13 protein-coding genes are annotated in these 18186 nt (G+C 61.0%); 12 read left to right on the plus strand and 1 reads right to left on the minus strand.

The window, feature by feature from the left end; translation table 11 throughout:
* Positions 1-6 precede the first annotated feature (6 nt).
* The 10 genes from NP825_RS21235 to NP825_RS21280 all read left to right on the plus strand — a co-directional run bounded on the left by NP825_RS21235 (position 7) and on the right by NP825_RS21280 (position 14526).
* Positions 7-2436, plus strand: a complete 2430-nt coding sequence (locus tag NP825_RS21235; protein WP_257551608.1) for a strawberry notch-like NTP hydrolase domain-containing protein — start codon at positions 7-9, stop codon at positions 2434-2436.
* 404 nt (positions 2437-2840) lie between these two features.
* On the plus strand, positions 2841-3305 hold the full coding sequence (locus tag NP825_RS21240; protein ID WP_257551609.1) for a MucR family transcriptional regulator: 465 nt from the start codon (positions 2841-2843) through the stop codon (positions 3303-3305).
* A 481-nt stretch (positions 3306-3786) separates the two neighbouring features.
* A complete protein-coding gene (locus NP825_RS21245; RefSeq protein ID WP_257551610.1) occupies positions 3787-5835 on the plus strand; it encodes a ParB/RepB/Spo0J family partition protein in 2049 nt (682 codons plus the stop codon).
* A gap of 103 nt (positions 5836-5938) precedes the next feature.
* Complete coding sequence (locus tag NP825_RS21250) at positions 5939-6490, plus strand: hypothetical protein (RefSeq protein ID WP_052182080.1); 552 nt, start codon at positions 5939-5941, stop codon at positions 6488-6490.
* The gene (locus NP825_RS21255) at positions 6487-7380 is read left to right on the plus strand and encodes an ArdC family protein (protein ID WP_095389380.1); all 894 of its coding nucleotides are present in this window, start codon (positions 6487-6489) and stop codon (positions 7378-7380) included. The genes NP825_RS21250 and NP825_RS21255 overlap by 4 nt, the downstream gene beginning before the upstream one ends.
* A 33-nt stretch (positions 7381-7413) precedes the next feature.
* Positions 7414-7812 carry a hypothetical protein gene (locus NP825_RS21260; protein ID WP_257551611.1) on the plus strand — a complete coding sequence of 133 codons (399 nt, stop codon included), beginning with the start codon at positions 7414-7416 and terminating at the stop codon, positions 7810-7812.
* A gap of 175 nt (positions 7813-7987) precedes the next feature.
* Entirely contained in the window at positions 7988-10819 is a 2832-nt protein-coding gene (locus NP825_RS21265; RefSeq protein ID WP_161785621.1) for a TonB-dependent receptor plug domain-containing protein, read from the plus strand.
* Positions 10820-10944: 125 nt separating this feature from the next.
* Positions 10945-12510, plus strand: coding sequence for a sodium:solute symporter (locus tag NP825_RS21270; protein WP_037511917.1), 1566 nt, complete (start codon positions 10945-10947; stop codon positions 12508-12510).
* The gene (locus NP825_RS21275; RefSeq protein ID WP_037511919.1) at positions 12497-13390 is read left to right on the plus strand and encodes an N-acetylmuramic acid 6-phosphate etherase; all 894 of its coding nucleotides are present in this window, start codon (positions 12497-12499) and stop codon (positions 13388-13390) included. Before NP825_RS21270 ends, NP825_RS21275 begins: the two co-directional genes overlap by 14 nt.
* A 68-nt stretch (positions 13391-13458) precedes the next feature.
* Complete coding sequence (locus tag NP825_RS21280) at positions 13459-14526, plus strand: acyltransferase family protein (protein WP_257551612.1); 1068 nt, start codon at positions 13459-13461, stop codon at positions 14524-14526.
* A gap of 52 nt (positions 14527-14578) precedes the next feature.
* Here NP825_RS21280 and NP825_RS21285 read toward each other — a convergent pair whose 3' ends face one another.
* Positions 14579-15949, minus strand: coding sequence for an FAD-binding oxidoreductase (locus NP825_RS21285; RefSeq protein ID WP_037511921.1), 1371 nt, complete (start codon positions 15947-15949; stop codon positions 14579-14581).
* A 57-nt stretch (positions 15950-16006) separates the two neighbouring features.
* On the opposite strand from NP825_RS21285, the gene NP825_RS21290 reads away from it, so the two are divergent.
* Positions 16007-17053 (plus strand): SIS domain-containing protein, encoded by a 1047-nt coding sequence (locus NP825_RS21290; RefSeq protein WP_037511924.1) that lies wholly within the window; start codon positions 16007-16009, stop codon positions 17051-17053.
* Positions 17050-18180 carry an N-acetylglucosamine-6-phosphate deacetylase gene (gene nagA, locus NP825_RS21295; protein WP_037511927.1) on the plus strand — a complete coding sequence of 377 codons (1131 nt, stop codon included), beginning with the start codon at positions 17050-17052 and terminating at the stop codon, positions 18178-18180. The genes NP825_RS21290 and nagA overlap by 4 nt, the downstream gene beginning before the upstream one ends.
* Positions 18181-18186 lie beyond the last annotated feature (6 nt).

The following is an 18186-nucleotide window of genomic DNA, read 5'->3' on the forward strand; positions in this document are numbered from 1 at the left end:
CCTTCCATGATAATCGAAACCGACCAGGCGGCTGCTGTGGCAGCGCGCCAATACGCTGCGGCGTGCCAGATCGCACAATCGCTTCAGGATAATGCGCCGCTCCCGAGAAGCCTAGCCACGAAGGCAATGACCGCGGCATATGGCAGCACCTCGGCCGACGGGACTTGGACGCAACGCGATAGCTTCGTCGCGATTGAGGTCGGATCGGTACTCGCGCTGCGCGCGATGATTCTTCCCGAGACGCCAACCGGGATTATCGAGAAGCTCGATGAATTCGAGAAGCGGCTCCCCACGCAAACGGTCCGGAGCGAGGAGCAAATCTCGGCCCAGCATTTTTCCACTCCATCGGCGCTCGCGTGGCTCGTATCGCACCTCGCCGCGATCGGTGACGACGATGTCGTCCTTGAACCCAGCGCCGGCGTGGGAATGCTCGCCATGTGGGCGGATCGCGCCAAAGCTGTCTATATCAATGAGCTTGATCCGATCCGGGCAGGGCTACTCCGACACCTCTTTCCTGGAAGCAGCGTCACGTCATTCAACGCGGCTCAAATCAATCAGCACGTATCGACTCCACCGACCGTCGTGATCATGAATCCGCCCTTCGCCCGCAACGCTGCCGGCGCCGTGGATCCGTTCGCCGCTCACCGTCATTTCGCAGCGGCGCTCGCTGGTCTTCAGACCGGCGGCCGCATCGTCGCCATCATGCCGGACAACTTCAACCCCGGCGGAAAACATGGCTCGCTATTCGATCGCGCAACTTCGGGCGCGAACATCCGGTTGATGCTCCGCCTCGACAAGGGCTTTGCAGGGAAGGGGACTACGGTGGCCGTGCGGGTTATTGTGGCGGATAAAGGATTGGGACGTAGACGTCCGCCGACGACAATCAACCGGACAACCGTGGGCAAACTTCTCGATGCAATTCGCGAAATCCCCCCGCGCGCGACCGTCCAGCCCAATCCCACGCCGCCTACGCCGCGGCGATCGACAAAGCCCGCGTCGCCATTCGGTGCATTCCGAGCAACACCAGCCAAGTCGTTCCCGCGGGCCGCGCGACCACTTCCGAGCTTCGAGATCGCCACCGTCAATTATCGGGTCCACGACCCCATCGCGGCGGCCCACGACGATACCGCGCTCTACGTTCCATGGCGCAGCCAACGCCTCGAATTTGACAATCCTTCCGAGCATCCGAGCCCGCTGGTCGAGTCTGCCGCGATGGCGGCCGTCGCGCTGCCGACACCGAATTATCGACCGCAGCTGCCCAAGAGGGTCCTCGACGACAGAATATTGAGCGCAGCCCAGCTCGAGACGATCGTCCACGCTCTCGCCGCGACGGAAATCGACCTGCCGGGCCGCTATCGCCTGCCGGAAAAGGGCCTTGCCCTCATTCCCCATGCCGAAGGTCAAAGTTATCGGCAGGGCTTCTTCCTCGGTGACGGGACCGGGGCAGGGAAGGGCCGCCAGATCGCTGGGATCATCATGGATCAATGGCTGCGCGGTAAACGGCGCCATATCTGGTTAAGCGATAGCACCGCCCTGATTGAAGATGCCCGCCGCGACTGGCAGGCACTCGGTGGAACGCCGCTCGATATTCAACCCTTGGGCCGTGTCCGCGCGGGAGCAGGGATCGAGATCGGCGATTCCATCTTGTTCGCATCCTACGCCACCCTGCGAAGCGAAGCCGGTGGCGACCGCCGACTTGACCAGATCCTGACATGGCTCGGCAACGAGTTCGACGGGCTGCTCCTGTTCGACGAAGCGCACGCCATGGGCGGCGTTGCCGGTGGGGAAGGGCGATTTGGCGCGACATCGGGATCCCAGCAAGGCATTGCCGGGGTCGAGCTTCAGAACCGCTTGCCCCGTGCGCGCGTCATCTATGCTTCCGCTACCGGAGCCTCCGACATCAACAATCTCGCCTATGCGACGCGGCTCGGACTTTGGGGCGAGGGCACGGCATTCGTCGACCGTGAAGCGTTCACAGCGCGGATACGTGACGGCGGCGTTGCCGCGATGGAGCTTGTCGCGCGCGAGCTGAAGGCCATGGGAGTCTATACCGCGCGCGCGCTGTCCTATGTGGGAGCCCGTCGACGTCGGGACATTCGAAGAATGCTGGAAGGCCGAGTGCGACGAGCTCGGTCAGGACCCAAACCGCGAACGCTTCTTCCTCGCGGTCGGCCGCTTGCTCCCGATATGGAACCTGCTTGGCGACGATCCCGAAGTTCGCCGCCTCGTGACGGCCGATGGCCGCGCGCTGCTTGGCCGCATTGTCCCGCACGGAGACGTGAACCTGCTGCTGAGCAAACTTGGCATAACCGGGGGCATCAATCTTGCACCTGCCGAAATTGTCGCCGCCGCCTGGGAAGGCAAGACGGTGGCGCTCGGCGGGAACACCGGGCTGACGCTCCAGCGAAGACGCGTGAACGGGGAATCGCGCTTTGAGCTCAGCGGATTTGATCCCCGGTCTTTGCCGGCGCTGAAAGCCCAGGGCTGTTTCACGGAGATCATCCAGTTCAAGACCCGAATGTTCATCCCGGTGTCACGAGCTGCCGACATTGTCTCGGCGCTCTCCGCTAATTGAACAAGCGATCCGAAGATAGTTGAGGAAGCATCGGTGGCCGAAAATAGGGCCAGATTGTCGGGGTCGTCCGCGGTAGTCCTTGAAATGTCAACGTGTCTTCATTTGACAGCACTATAGGCTTACACCTCTGTAAATTGTTGAAAGGGTCAAATCATCACGCTTTCCTGCAGGCTCCCTCGCAGGTATAATGCAAAAACTGCTTGCAGGACGGCTCACCAGTGGGGATTAGGGCGCCGGTCGCAAACCAACCGTCAGGAAAAATCAAATGAACGATATTCCCCATGATACGGGTGATCTTCTCACCCTCACCGCAGATATTGTTGCCGCGCATGTTAGCAACAATAGTGTCGCAATCTCAGACCTTTCACTTCTAATATCCAACGTGCATGCCGCGCTCTCCGGACTATCTCATCCCGCTGAAACGCCGGAAGAACCCCTTGTGCCGGCGGTCTCAATTCGGTCTTCGGTGAAACCTGACTACATCGTATGTCTTGAGGACGGAAAGAAGCTTAAGATGCTTCGCCGACATCTTATGACTCATTATGGGCTGACGCCCGAAGACTATCGGGCAAAATGGGGGTTGCCTGCCGATTATCCCATGGTCGCACCAAGCTATGCTGAGAAGCGGCGGGTGTTGGCAAAGGAAATCGGGCTCGGTACGAAAGGTCGGGGCGGCGGCCGTAAGCCTGCCCGCGGTGCGGCAGCCAAACCGGTTGCAAAGCGCGCCTGATCACCAATCCGGTTGGCGAGGCGGCCGATGGCGCAGCCTCGCCACAACTTCCTGCCATTCCGCCTCATCGCGCGGCCCAAATTCAACCGTTGGCGCTTCCGACGTCGCCCCGACCTCGACTGGCCGGCGCCGGCAAATTGTGCAGCGCATATCTCGATGACGTCTGTCGGCCGACTATCCCATCGGTGAAGAGCAAACCAACGCCACAATATTCCGCCGTCCACGACGCCCTGATGGCCACAGAATCCGCATCGCACCGCGACATTTGAGCGGTTTCGCCTGATCTCTTCGAGCGATTCAAAACTCCCAGCCACACACTCTTCCATAGGGGGACAGCGCCAGCGCGCAATGACCCGCGCTGCGCGGAACTATGGCGCGCCTTTGGCACGCCAAGGATGAGAGGGGAGGGGGAAGGAAGGGGGCGAGGCCCCTTGGGAGTTAAGCCCATGAACCGGGTCTCGGTTGTCACCGGAGATTCATCATGCAGAACCAGCCGATTCCTTTCAACAAGCTCCGCCTCTCGCCGGCCAATGCCCGCAAAACCTTTACCCAAGCCGGTATCGATGCCCTCGCGGTTTCGATCGACGCATATGGACTTCTTCAACCGGTCATCGTCAGCCCGGCTACCGACAAGAAGTCGTTCTTCGACGTTCATGCGGGCGGCCGACGCTGGCGCGCGATCGCGCAGCTCATCAAGAGCGGCAAGCTGCCAAAGAATGCGATGGTCGATGCGCGTGTGTGCAATGACGAAGCCGCCGCGCTCGCCGAAGAGATCAGTTTGGCCGAGAACATCATCCGCGAAGCCATGTCTCCCGCCGATGAATGCCGCGGTTATCGAGCGGCCATGGACAAGGGCGAAAGCGAAGAAGAACTCGCGCGGCGCATGGGCGTCACGGTTCGTCACGTTCAGGGGCGCCTCCGCCTCGCCGATCTTGCAGAGCCGATCTTCGACGCCCTTGCCGAAGGGAAAATCACCCTCGACGTCGCCAAGGCTTACGGCAGCACCTCCGATCGGGACACCCAGCTCGCAGCCTGGAATGTTTTCAAGGATAGCTGGCAAGGCGACCAGCCGCACACGATCCGGCGCTATGTCAACGACAGCGCGATCGAGGCGAACAGCGCGGTTGCTAAACTGGTCGGTGAGGAGGAGTATCTCGCCGCCGGTGGCCGCATCGAACGTGACCTCTTCGCCGGCGAGGGCGAAGGTCAATGGCTTGATCGCCCGATCGCCGAAGACATCGCACGCAGGAAGCTCGAGCAAGCTGCAGACGCCATGGCCGTCGGCACACTGGGATGGGTTCGGGTTCTCCTAGCCCAGCATGTTCCCCATTCGGCGACCGAAGGCTTGCACGACTATTACATCCGGCGCGGCGAGCTGAGCGAAGAAGACCAGGCCCGCATGATCGCGATCGAAGAGCGTCTGCAGTCGATCGAAGAAGAACTGGAGGATGCAACCGATCCGGACGTGATTTCACGTCTCGAAGCGGAGAATGAAGCGCTGGACGCCGAGCACACCGAGATCGACAAACGCAGCTATGTCATTCCGGAAGACGAACGACCGCATGTTGGAACGTTCGTGGTGCTCGCCAGCGATGGCACCCCGAAGGCGTCGCACCGCTACTTTTCGACGAAGGCCCTCAAGCGCGAAAAGCAGTCGCAAAAGGTCACCGGCGGCGGTGCTGACCGCGCTGCCCTGGAGGACGCTCTTCCCCGGTCGCTCGAGGAGCAGCTTGCCAAGGAACGGCGTGACGTGTTGGCGTTGCACATCGCCCATGATCCCGCACTCGCGCTCGATCTGACCATCTTCCGCCTCGCGCGGAAATTTACGGGCCACGCCGCTTACAACGACACGGGCGTCATGGTGACGATCGGCGAGCTCTTTGACCCCGCCGGCGTCCCCGCCGCCCATTCAACGGCCGCACAAGATGGCCTCGACGCGGTCCGCTCCGGTCTTCCGTGCGATTGGGCAGGCGCCGACGACAGTTTCAGCGCGTTCATGGCGTTCCGCGAACTCGACGAAACGGACAAGGCAGCATGGCTTGCGTTTGCCGTCAGTCAAAGCCTTCAGGCGAGCCTCGCCAGCGGCGATCGCGCTAACCGCTTCCAATCCGAGCTTGGCGCGCTGCTCGAAATCGATACCGCCGAACACTGGCGGCCGAGCGCGGATGTCTTCTTCGACAAGATCCGCAAGCCGCAGATTCTGTCGATCCTGGGCAAGCTCGATCCCGAGCTTCCGGGTCGCTACGCCAGCGAAAAGAAGGCCGCCCTATCGTCTGCGGCCGCAAAACTCTGCGCCGGCGAAGCCATCGTCACGCCTGAGGTGAAGGCGCGGGCGCAGAGCTGGATCCCGGACGTCATGATGTTTCGCGCTGCCGGGACCCCGGATGAACCGGAAGCGCCGCTGGTCGACGATGACAGCAGCGAAGAGCAACCTGCCATCGATGACGCTGATGACGAGCAAGCCGACGAGGCCAACCCTGCCGTGAACGAGGTCGACCAGACCGAGGCCATTTTGGCCGACGCAGCCTGAGGCATCGCTGGGCGGCGCGGAAGCAAGGGTCTCGACTTCCAGTTGGAAGCCTGCCTCCGCGCCGCTGTCGACATTCTGAAATTTCTCTATTGGAGTCAACAAGATGCCCGATTGTGCATTTGCATCGATCGTCATCGGCGGCCGCGTGTCCGCCGACGACTTTATCACGCTCTGTCATCTGATCGTCTGTGAGGGTCTTTCCCGCGAGGAGGATGGAGAGGAATTCTCGCCAGAACTTCGAAGTGAAGGCCAGCCACTTCGCCTGTTCGACCATCAAGCGATCGGCGGGCGTTTCGGCGCTCTGGAAGAATGGTGTGAGGATCGCGGCCTTCCGTTCACACGGACGTGCGCCGGCTATCCGGGAGGCTGGCGCGCCGAACGTGTCGTTTTCACGGGGCGCGGTCCCGTGGAAGATTATCCGGCGGACAACGATGGGAACGTCGTCGCTACCAGCGAGACTGTCAAAGCACATGAACACATCTCGACGCTGCGCGCCTGGTTCGCCGCCGCCGAATTCAAGATTCCCCCGCTGGTGATCACCTCCGAAGACGTCACGTCGCCCCGCGACATTTCCCGCGCGAGCGCGGGAAGGGAGGAAAGTGGGGGAGGAGGCGGCGAGCACCGCTCGCAGCTTCAGAAAGGACCAGCGACATGAAACCTCGTCACGATATCTATCAAACCATCACCGCCGAGCTAGCCGCTGCGATCGACGCCGGCGCCGGCCAGTGGCGTATGCCCTGGCACCATGACGGCGGGACGGTGATGCGGCCGACCAGTGCTGTCGGACGCGCATATACCGGCATCAACCGTCTCGTCCTTTGGGCGTCGGCCGAAGCTCACGGTTTTCAGTCCGGCACTTGGGCTACCTACCGTCAGTGGACTGAGGTCGGCGCACAGGTGCGCCGCGGCGAAACCGGTACGCACGTCATTCTGTGGAAAAAGCAGGAGCGTGACGAACCCACGTCGGCGGATTCCGATGGCGAGGAACGCAGCGCCCGCTTCTTTGCTCGGAGCTTTGTCGTCTTCAACCAATCGCAGGTCGATGGCTCGCCCGAACGGACACTGGCAAGCGCACGGCCGATCGGCGAAACAGCCGCCTCTGCGAAACTGTTCCTCGAAAGCGTTGGCGTCCCTGTGCACTACGGCCCTTGGGACGCGTATTTTCGGCCCGATGAGGACCGCGTCTACATGCCCGACCGCGAAGCCTTCGACAGCGACGAAGACTTCATTTCGACGCTCGGACATGAAATCGTTCATTCGACGGGAAGCGCGCAGCGCCTCGCCCGCGAAACGCTTCGGGACTATTTCAAGGATCGGACCATCCGGGCCCGCGAAGAGCTGGTTGCCGAGATCGGCGCCAGCTTCTTGATGGCCGACCTTGGTCTGGGCTATTCGCCAAGGCCGGACCACGCAGCATATGTTGCCAGCTGGTTGAACATGCTCGGGAACGATACGCGCGCGATATTTCGCGCCGCGGCGGCGGCACAGGCTGCAACCGACTGGATTCATGCCCATGCCGCCTCAGGTCTGCCGATTGCGGCTTGATCGATGAGTGCGCTTCCACCTCGAGCCCATCGGTTGCTCATCCTCGCCTGTTCCGCGACAAAGCGGCAAGATGACGGCTATATGCCCGCCATCGACCGCTATGACGGACCGCTTTGGCAAACGGTCCGTTGCCATGCGGGCGATCGCAAGATGCTGAAAATCACCGTGCTGTCCGCACGATATGGTTTCCTCGACTCCAGGTCGCCGATCCAGAACTACGGCACCCATTTTACTGGAGAGTTCGCGGATCGGATGATGGGCGGTGGACTGGGCCACGCTGGTCACGGCCGCCTCTTCCCTCAAGCCGGACAATTTCGGGATCGGCGCGGCTTGCGAGATGGCTTTGCTCAGGGCGCATGGCGATCGGCCTTTCACCGTTTTCCCCTTCGACTGGTATCAGTTTTAACACCAACTGCCGAACCTAACCTATGACCTAAAGCGTGGCGAGGCCATTGGAGGGTGTTTAGGCGTCGCGCACTCATGTCTGCCTATGACACAAAATCTACGGTTAGCGTTCAACGAACCGTAGATGCAGAGCGGGATAAACCCTATCCAAATAAGACGCCTACGCCGGGATCTCGACTCGTCACACGAGATGAGCAAGCGAATGGAATTGATGCTCAGCATAGCTGCTCATATTGGTATTGAAATGGTATATAACTGTGTTATTGTCGAGACAGGTTTGAAGAGGGGAGTGAGCAAAATGGGACGGATAAAAGGCGGATTCCTGCGTTGCGGGTCGGCGATAGCTTCAGCGATTGCGCTCATGTCAGCAAGTGCCGTGTTTGCGCAAGAAACCGATAGCACAACGAGCGAAGCGCGCGCGGAGACGGACATCATCGTCACCGGCACGCGTGTCCGTACGCCCGGCCTGACCTCCACCAGCCCGATCAGCGCGGTGGAGGGTGAGCAGATTTCGCTTCAACGGGCGGTCACGATCGAAGACTTCTCGGTCAAGATGCCGCAGCTCGCGGGCGGCGTGAACTCGACATCGGTGGGCAGCGACGCATTCGGCGCGCAGACCCTGGACCTGCGTAACCTCGGGCAGAACCGCACCCTCGTACTGATCAACGGAACGCGCGCCATTCCGTTCAGCTTCCGCAATGCGGTCGATGTCAACTCGATCCCGGCTCCCTTGCTCAAGCGCGTCGATGTGCTCACCGGCGGCGCTGCAGCGGTCTATGGCGCGGACGCCGTGGCAGGGGTCGTGAACTTCATCATCGATGATTCGTTTGAAGGGTGGCAGGCGAACGCAAATTATCGAGCGGTGTCGGGTGGAGCTTCGCAATTCGGTGGCCATGTGATGGGCGGCATGTCGCTCGGCGGCCGCGGCAATCTGGTGGTCTATGGCGAATACACCGAGCGCGACCCACTGCTGGCCGCGCACCGCGCCTTTGCGCGGCGCGGCGTGGCGACGTTGCCGATCGGCGGCAATTTCACCGACGTGGCGAGCGGTAGGACCTTTTCCTACGATGCGTTGGGCAATTTCACGCTGACGCCGCAATCGACCGACTACACCCCCGATTTCCTGCTCGTCCAGCCGTTGCGGCGCATCAACGCGAGCGCTTTTCTGAAATATGACGTGTTTGACAATGTCGAGCTCTATGGCCGCCTGATGTACTCCGACCTGCGGACGCGCGGCGGCAGCCGGTCGGGGCAGAATCCTCCGACCACAGGGGCCAATGGGATCAACGTCCAGATCGCCGAGAATAATCCATTCCTCGACCCCCAAGCGCGGGCGCGGCTGACCTTCGTCAACGGTTTCGCTACCGTCAACGTCCGGCGCTCGCTCGGCGAACTCGGTGTGACCTATGCGCAGAACAATCGCGAAACCATCCAGGGCCTGATCGGGCTACGTGGCAACATCACGCCTGCAATCAGCTGGGATGCCTATTATCAGCATGGCCAGTCCAAGGAATCGATCGTCGTCAAGGGCGACGGGACGCGGTCCGCCTTTGCCGGCCTAGCTAACACGACCGACATCTTCGGGCCGGGCGGTGACTTCACCAGCGTGCTGCGCGATTTCAATTTCGGCAACCGCAAACGCACGCAGCAGGTGGCATCCGCCTATGTTGCCGGCGATACGAGCGACTTCTTCGCTGGATGGGCAGGACCGATCGGCTTCACCGCAGGCTATGAATTCCGCCGAGAAACCGGCCGGTTTGTCTATGGCGCTGACCTCGGGACGTCGTTCAACCAGGGAACCGAATCGGCGCCGCTGGTTCCGCCCTTCGTCAAGGTGAACGAATTGTTCGGCGAACTAATCGTCCCCTTGCTGTCGGATTTACCGCTGGTCCAAAAGCTGACCGTCGAAGGCGCGTATCGTCGATCCTGGTATGAAAAATCGGTGGGCGCCGACCGGCGCTACGATACGAACAAGCTTGGCATCAACTGGATCGTCTCCGACGACCTACGGCTGCGCGGCACGCGCCAAACCGTCATTCGCGACGCCAATATTGGCGAATTCGCTAACCCAGTCTTTTCGATTCCCTTCGCTAATCTACGTACGGTTGCACGTCTTTTTCCGCGCTATGCCGGGGATCCGTGCGTGGGCGCGACCAATTCGGCGACGATCACGCAATGTACGGCGCAGGGATATCGGGGAGCCTATGATTCCAACAACCCCGCAAATCTGCAGGGCGGCTATTTCTTCGGTGGCAACGCGAACATCGAAGCCGAAAGGGGCAAAACTTACACGCTTGGCGGCGTCTTCACCCCGACCTTCCTGCGTGGTCTCAATCTTTCGGTGGACTGGTACAAGATCGATATTCGCAACGCGGTCGGCCAGATCCAACCCGTCGATGCGCTTACGAGCTGCTACATTACCGATCCAACGCCGGGCAATCCACTCTGCGCCGCAGTAACCAGGGATCCAACCACCGGTTACATCCTCAATGCCTTTGTCGATGATCGAAACCTTGCGCTTATCAAGCAGCAAGGCATCGACATCGACTTCCGTTATGGATTCGATCTCGATTTCGGTCCGCCGGAGAGCCGGCTCACCCTCGGCTATACGGCGAGCATCGTCACCAAATATTCGATCCAGCGTAACGCCGCGCTAACTCCCGTCGATTGCAAGGGAACCTATGGCGCTGCCTGTTCATCGGACCTTGTGACGCTGGTTGCACCAGATTTCCGGTCGCGCGCTACGATCACCTGGGACAGCAAGCCGTTGACGGTCCAGTTCGGATGGAAACGCATCGGATCGGTTCGCGATTCGACCGCGGGTAGCACCGGTCGGATTCCTGCTTATGATTATTTCGACCTGAACCTGGCGGTTCGTCCGCCCGTCGAGGGGCTGACCCTAGCCTTCGGGATCGACAATCTCTTTGACAAGAAGCCGCCGCTACCGGTCAATCCCGGGGCATACAATACATTCCCGGATACTTACGACGTGCTGGGAACCACCTTTGGCTTCTCCGTCACCCTAAGGCGGTGAGGGCGTGGAGTGGAGGCATTGTAGACACCTAGCCTCCATTCCACCAGGGCGAGTTGTCCAAGGCGCGGCGCATCAGACGATTTCTCAGGTCTGACGTCCGCGCCTCACCGCCATCCGGGGACATTATGCACACGTTACAATTTACTTCGCTGGATTGGTCGATTCTGATCGGATATGTCCTGATCCTCGCTATCGCCGGCTATGCCTCAACGCGGCGCAACATGCAGAATGCGGATGATTATTTTCTGGCCAGCCATCGCGCGCCAACATGGCTGGTTGCGGTGTCGGTTCTGTCGACCGTGCAATCGACAGCAACATTTCTGGGGGTCCCCGACAATAGCTTCAGGGGCAATTATACCTATCTGACGAGCGTGATCGGCGCGCTGATCGGCGCGTGGCTTGTTGCCGCCATCCTGATGCCGCGCTTTTATGCGATGGGCGCCACCACCGTCTATGAACTGCTCGAGGCCCGGTTCAGCCCGGCCGCTCGCCGAGCGGCAGGCGCCATGTATCTGGTCGGGCGGGTGTTTGCCAGCGGGGCGCGCCTCTATCTTGCTGCGATCGCCGTTTCGATGATCCTCTTCCTCGACGTCGCGCCCGAGCATATCATCATCGCCTCGTTTGTTTTGCTGGTCTTCGGCCTCGCCTTCACTTTTATGGGCGGCCTCAATTCTGTGATCTGGAGCGACCTGGTCCAAGTCGTGCTTTATGTCGGAGCGGCGATCTTCGTCGTCCTGTTCCTGCTGTCCAAGATTCCTGCGCCGGCCGCCGATATCTATACCGCGCTTGCGCATCCTCCCTCCGGAGCGAGCAAGTTGCAGGTCCTTGACTGGACGCTCGACCTCGGCACGCCCTTTTCGGTTCTGGCGGCAGTGACGGGGATGGTCCTGATCAACGCGGCGAATTCGGGTCTCGACCAAGATACGACGCAGCGCCTGCTCGCCTGCGATTCGGCGAAACAGGGCAGCCGCGCCCTCTACTGGTCCGTTCTGGCATCGATCCCCGTCATCCTGATCTTCCTCTTCATCGGCTCGCTGCTCTACATCTTCTATGAACGCCCCGACCTGATGGCGGCCATCCCGGGACAGATCGCGCCGACATTCCAGGGCGAAAAAATCACCGTTTTCATGAGCTTCATCCTGAGCGAAATCCCGCCCGGGTTGCGTGGGTTCGTAACGGTTGGCGTCATCGCCGCCGCCGCCATCAATTCGGGCCTGATCTCAATGGCCGCCGTAGCAATCAACGACTTCTACCGTCCTTTCATCGAGCGCAAGAGACCGCGCGACGAGCGTCACTTCATCCTCGCGGGGCGGCTTGCGACAGTTTTGCTGGGCGTCCTCCTCTTCCTGATGTCCATCGTCTGCTTCTATTGGCAGCGATACAGCGACATTCCCCTGCTCGAATTTGTCCTAGGAGTGATGGCATTCGCCTATTCAGGATTGCTAGGAGTCTATATAACAGCGGTGTTTTCAAAGCGCGGATCAACGGCGTCGGTCATCGCGGCCCTAGCGGTCGGCTTCATCGTCGTCATGCTGTTTCAACCGTTCACGATCGACGTGCTTGGCTTGCCCGAAGCACTAAAGAAAATCGCTTTCCCGTGGCACTTGTGCGTTGGCGTGACAGTTTCCACGCTGGTTTGCCTCATCGGCAACGCGAACAAGAAAGAGAGAAGCACAGATGCCGGGTACTGAAGCGATTGACCCACGTTATGCCGAAATCGACAATTGGCCGACGATCGACGCCGTGACCGCAATGATCGAGGGGCAACGAGAAGCGATCGAAGCCTTGAACAGCCAAGCGGATGCGATTGCCGCGGCGTGCGCAGCGGCCGCGCAGCGGCTTTTGTCTTCGCAAGGACGCCTGATCTATGTCGGCGCCGGGACATCCGGCCGCGTCGCGGTTCAGGACGGTGTCGAACTGACGCCTACCTTCGGCTGGCCGGAAGAGCGATTGCTGTATCTTCTGGCGGGCGGGCTCCCGGCACTCATCGAGAGCGCCGAAGGTGCCGAAGACGATGTTGCCGATGCCGAGAGGCAGATTGCCGAGCACGCCGTGAACGCGGCCGATGTCGTGGTAGCGGTGGCGGCGAGCGGGCGTACTCCGTTCACTTTGCGGGCAATCGAGGTTGCGCGGGCGCGCGGGGCGCTTACGATCGCGATCGCGAACAATGCATCGACGCCGATCCTCGAAGCCGCGCTGCACCCCATCTTGCTCGGCACCGGAAGCGAGATCATCAGCGGGTCGACGCGCATGAAGGCTGGCACGGCCCAGAAGGCCGCCGTCAACATCATCTCGACGACTATCATGCTGAAGCTCGGCAAGGTCTATCAGGGCCAGATGGTCGACATGATTGTCTCGAACGCGAAATTGCAGCGGCGGGCGGCCGGAATCGTACAGATGCTGACGAGTTGCTCCGAGGAAGAAGCCATGGCTGCCCTCAAACGGGGCGAAAACAGCATCTCCAAGGCGGTCCTCATCGCAAAAGGCAATACCCCCGAGGGGGCGGCAAAGCTTCTCGGAGACAACGGCGGAATATTGGGCAAGGCCATCGCAGCGCTCGGGGAGAAATGAAATGGCGCGATGTCGCAGAGCGATTTGACGGCATGCGCGGATCCTGACCGGCTGGTGCCATGACGCGATTGGCGCCCGCCCGCGACCTGCCGCTCGATTTCCTGCGGGGAGTCGATGTGATGCTGATGCTGCTGGTCAATTTCCTGGTGCCCGCGGCACCAGCGATCCTCCGGCACGCCGCCTGGCACGGCCTGACGCTAGCCGATATCGTCTTCCCGATATTTTTGTTCATTGTCGGCATCTCTGCATCGCTGGCTTTCGATGGACGTTTGCGGCGGCAGATGCCCTGGGGTGCGATTGCCCGGCGCGGGGCGTTGCTCTTCGCGATCGGCGTCGCGCTCAACTGGTGCCTGCGGCCTGGATTCGATTGGGATCAATTGCGGTGGGCAGGCGTGTTGCAGCGCATAGCCATCGTATATCTCGCTTGCGCGGTGATCGTCTCCGTCGGGCGCGGCGCGATCGTTCCGCTGGGACTGGGGCTGGCGATCATCGCCACTCACACATTCGTTCTGCTGAACATCGGTGCAGAAAATACTGTAGCCAGCCTCGCTCCCGGAGCGGGCATCAGCGGGTGGCTCGATCGGCAACTCCTGCCGGGATTGATATTGCGCGGCAGCTGGGATCCGGAGGGCATTTTGTCCACGCTGCCTTCCATGGCGAGCGGTTTCCTTGGCGTCGCGCTTGCGCGCTGGGCCAGCGCGCCGAGGCCCATCTGGCGCCTCGCGTTCGCCGGCATCCTCCTCGTGCTGACCGGGCTGCTGACGACGATCGTCATCCCGATCAACAAGGATTTGTGGACCGCGAGTTTCGTGCTTGTGACGTCGGGGATCGGCGCGTCGGGTTACGCTGCGGTTCGCGCCGCCTGGCCCGTGCTGCAGCCGCATGGGTGGGCGAAGCAGTTCGTCGCCGTGGGCCAGGCGGCGTTGACCATCTATGTGATCCATATGCTCCTGATCGCCCTGCTGCGCCTTCCGCCGGGCGGCGAGGACCGGCTCTGGGACAGCCTGCTCGCGGGGCTTCGGGCGTCCGGTCTGTCGGCCATGTGGGCGTCGGTGCTATTTGCCGTTCTTGCGGTAATTCTTTGCAGGTTGCTGCTGGCACCGCTTCAACGCCGCGGCCTTTTGCTGCGGGTGTAGGCGGGTCCGCATGACGCCGGCGTGGTCGTCGCGGGCCTGGCGGCTTTCGGCATCATGCTGCGAATATCTTGCCAGGATTGAAGATGCCCTCCGGATCGAGCGCCTGCTTGAGTTGCCGCATGATCTCGACGGAAGCCGTCCCGTTCTCGCGCAGCAGGGAGTCGCGCTTGCCCAAGCCGATCCCATGTTCACCCGTGCAGGTTCCGCCAACCGAGAGCGCGTGATCGATCATGGCATCGTTGATGACCGCCGCCTTTTGCCACGAGGGCTTGTCGTCGGGATGGAGAATGAAGAAGACGTGGAAATTCCCGTCGCCGACATGGCCCAGGATCGGAGCGAACAGCCCCGATGCTTCGATCATCGTTTCCGCACGCGAAATGGCTTCGGCCAATCGCGAAATGGGGACGCAAATGTCGGTGATCCAGGCTTGCGCCTCAGGAACCATTGACCGCGATGCCCAAAGCAGATGGTGCCGCGCCTTCCATAGCAAGTTCCGTTCCTCCGTCGCGGTCGCGGACCTGAGTGTCCCGCCGCCGTTGGCATCTCCCAGAACGCGAACGATTTCCAATTGCTCGGAGATGCTGGCGCCGGAACCGTGGAACTCCAGAAAGAGGGTTGGACATTCGGGGAGACCGAGATGGCTCTGGCGGTTGCACGCGATCATCGCGCGCGTGTCGAGAAGCTCCATGCGCGCGATGGCGATCCCAGATTGGATGGTCTGAATCACGGTATCGACCGCACCCTCTATGCTGGCGAAATCCCAGCTTGCGGAAACGATCTGTTCGGGTTGCCCATGAAGGCGCAGGGTCGCCTCCACGATTAGGCCCAAAGTGCCTTCGGATCCGGCGAAGAGATGAGTAAGGTCGTAGCCCGCCGCCGATTTGCGGGCCCGGGTCCCCGTCTGGATCAGATCGCCAGTTGCCGTAACGACCTTGAGGGCAAGCAGATTGTCGCGCATGTTGCCGTAACGTACAGTCGTCGTTCCGGACGCCCGGGTTGCGATCATCCCGCCGATGGTTGCGTTCGCCCCGGGATCGACCGGAAAAAAGAGACCTGTGGTGCGCAGCTCCTCGTTGAGCTGTTCGCGCGTTACGCCCGGCTGAACCACGACAAGTAGATCTTCCGGGGAAATCTCGACTATCTCGTTCATGCGCGAAAAATCTACGACGAGCGTGTCCGATGTGACGGCGGCCGCGTTCCCCTCGAGAGAAGTGCCGGCACCATAACCCACGATCGGGACGCCCTGCGCGGCAGCTGCGCGAACTAGCTGGCGAACCTCCTCGATCGACACGGGCTGTGCCACCAGTGCCGGAAGTTCGCCCGGATGGTGACCCTCGGTTTGCGTATAGGCGACGCGCGCGGTTTCAGCGGTGATCAGTCGGTCGCCAAGGAAATTCGAAAGCATGTCGCGCAGATGGGTCATGCCGCGAATATATCTGCCTTGCGGATCAAGGTAAACTGGTATTATACAGGTATTATAATGAACGCAGCCCGTCACCCCACCTCCACCCTGATGTTTTCCGAGGCCAGCGAGGCTGGCCAGATCGTGGCCAAGCAGTTGTCGGACAATGCTGTCTTGGCGAAGGAACTGGCGAAGCTGATACTGCGCCCCGCAACGCACACGATTTTCACCTGCGCCCGCGGCAGTTCGGATCACGCTGCCGCCTATGGGAAATTCCTGTTCGAGGCACATCTTCGCAAGACGGTATCGTCACACCCGCCATCGATGGGTTCGGTATACCGCGTACCGATGGAGCACATGGCGGGGCAGCCGTTTATCGTCGTGTCGCAGTCGGGTAAGAGCCCCGATCTGCTTGCGTCCGCCGAGGTGGCGCGAGAGGCCGGGGCGATCGTCATCGCGATGGTCAACGACGAAAGCGCACCGCTCGTACCTCTCGCCGACATCGTCATACCGCTCCGCGCGGGACCGGAGCGAAGCGTCGCAGCAACCAAAAGCTTCATTGCGACGCTTTCGGCCTTCGCCCAGATCATATCCGAATGCGCCGGCGGACAAGCCCTCGACCCCGTCATTGCTGCCCTGCCGGATCAGTTGTGCCAAGCTTGGGCCGTGTCATGGGACGAGGCTCTGGCACCTTTCTCGCAGGCACGCAGCCTCTTCGTCCTCGGGCGCGGCCCGTCATTCGGGATCGCACTCGAAGCGGCGTTGAAGTTCAAGGAAACATGCGGAATTCATGCAGAGGCTTTCAGCACGGCAGAGGTCGCGCACGGCCCGATGGCAGTGATCGATCGCAACTTCCCTATCCTGGTCTTCCCGCCGCTCGATGAAGCCCGGGCGGGGATGGACGCATTGCTTCGCCTGTTCCTCGAAAAAGAGGCAATCGTGGCTGGGGCCGGACCAGTCGGACATGGGGCCATCGAACTTCCCGTCGTCGCAGGCCTGCATCCTGTGACCGCGCCTATCACGATGATCCAGTCCTACTACCGCCTTGCCAACGCTCTTGCGATTGAACGAGGACTTGATCCCGACAGGCCGCCGTTGCTCAGGAAGGTTACCGAAACAATATGACTAGAAAGGCTTTGATCGGCGCGCGAATCCTCTCGGAAAGGGGATGGCGATCAGATCACGCATTGCTGATCGAGCGATCGGCGATCGTCGACATCGTACCCGATAGCGGCGTCCCGACCGACTTTGATCCAGTTCGCTTGGACGGCGGCATGCTCGTTCCCGGTTTTATCGATACGCAAGTGAACGGGGGTGGCGGCGTATTGTTCAACGAATCCCCGACGATCGACGGGATTAGGGCGATCACCGAGGCACACAGGGCATTCGGGACCACGGCCTTGCTTCCTACCCTCATCAGTGATGATTTCGACGTGATTGAGCGCGGGATAGCCGCAGTACGTGACGCTATCGCGATCGGGACCCCCGGCGTTCTGGGAATCCATATTGAAGGCCCCTTTCTGAACATTGAAAAGAAAGGCATTCACGACGCATCGAAAATCCGCAAGATGGATGAGCGGGCCGTGAATCTGCTTTCCTCGCTAGGTGCAGGAAAAACACTTGTGACCCTCGCGCCCGAAATGGTCGCTACCGGCCTGATCGCCGAATTGACGGCTCGGGGCGTCATTGTCTCTGCCGGACACACGCTGGCAACAAGCGAGGATATGGATCGCGCAATCAGCGAAGGGCTTCGGGCAATCACCCATTTGTTCAACGCTATGCCCCCGTTAGCTAGCCGGACGCCAGGAGTCGCAGGGGCTGGATTGGCGTCCCCGCTGATTTGTGGCGTGATAGTCGATGGCCACCATGTTCATCCGACCGCGCTGCGGGCCGCTTTCCGCGCGAAGGGTCCCGACGAATTGATGCTCGTAACGGACTCCATGCCGACGGTCGGCACCGATATCGATACATTCTTCCTTGGCGAGACCGAGATTTTTCGCAACGAAGGTGCACTGCGCTCGGCTGACGGAACCTTGGCCGGCTCCGACCTCGACATGGCTCGGGCCATTCGGAACGCTGTTTCGAACATGCACGTCGAACTTGCGGACGCTTGCAAGATGGCGAGCGCGACGCCGGCGGCTTTGCTGGGGCTGACCGGCACCTATGGATGCCTCGCGCCGCGCGCGCGCGCAGATATCGTGCACCTCTCCGAAGACATTGAGATCGTCCGGACCTGGATCGGCGGCGAGTAGCGAGCA

It is taken from the genome of Sphingopyxis sp. DBS4 (assembly GCF_024628865.1).
Lineage (GTDB): Bacteria > Pseudomonadota > Alphaproteobacteria > Sphingomonadales > Sphingomonadaceae > Sphingopyxis.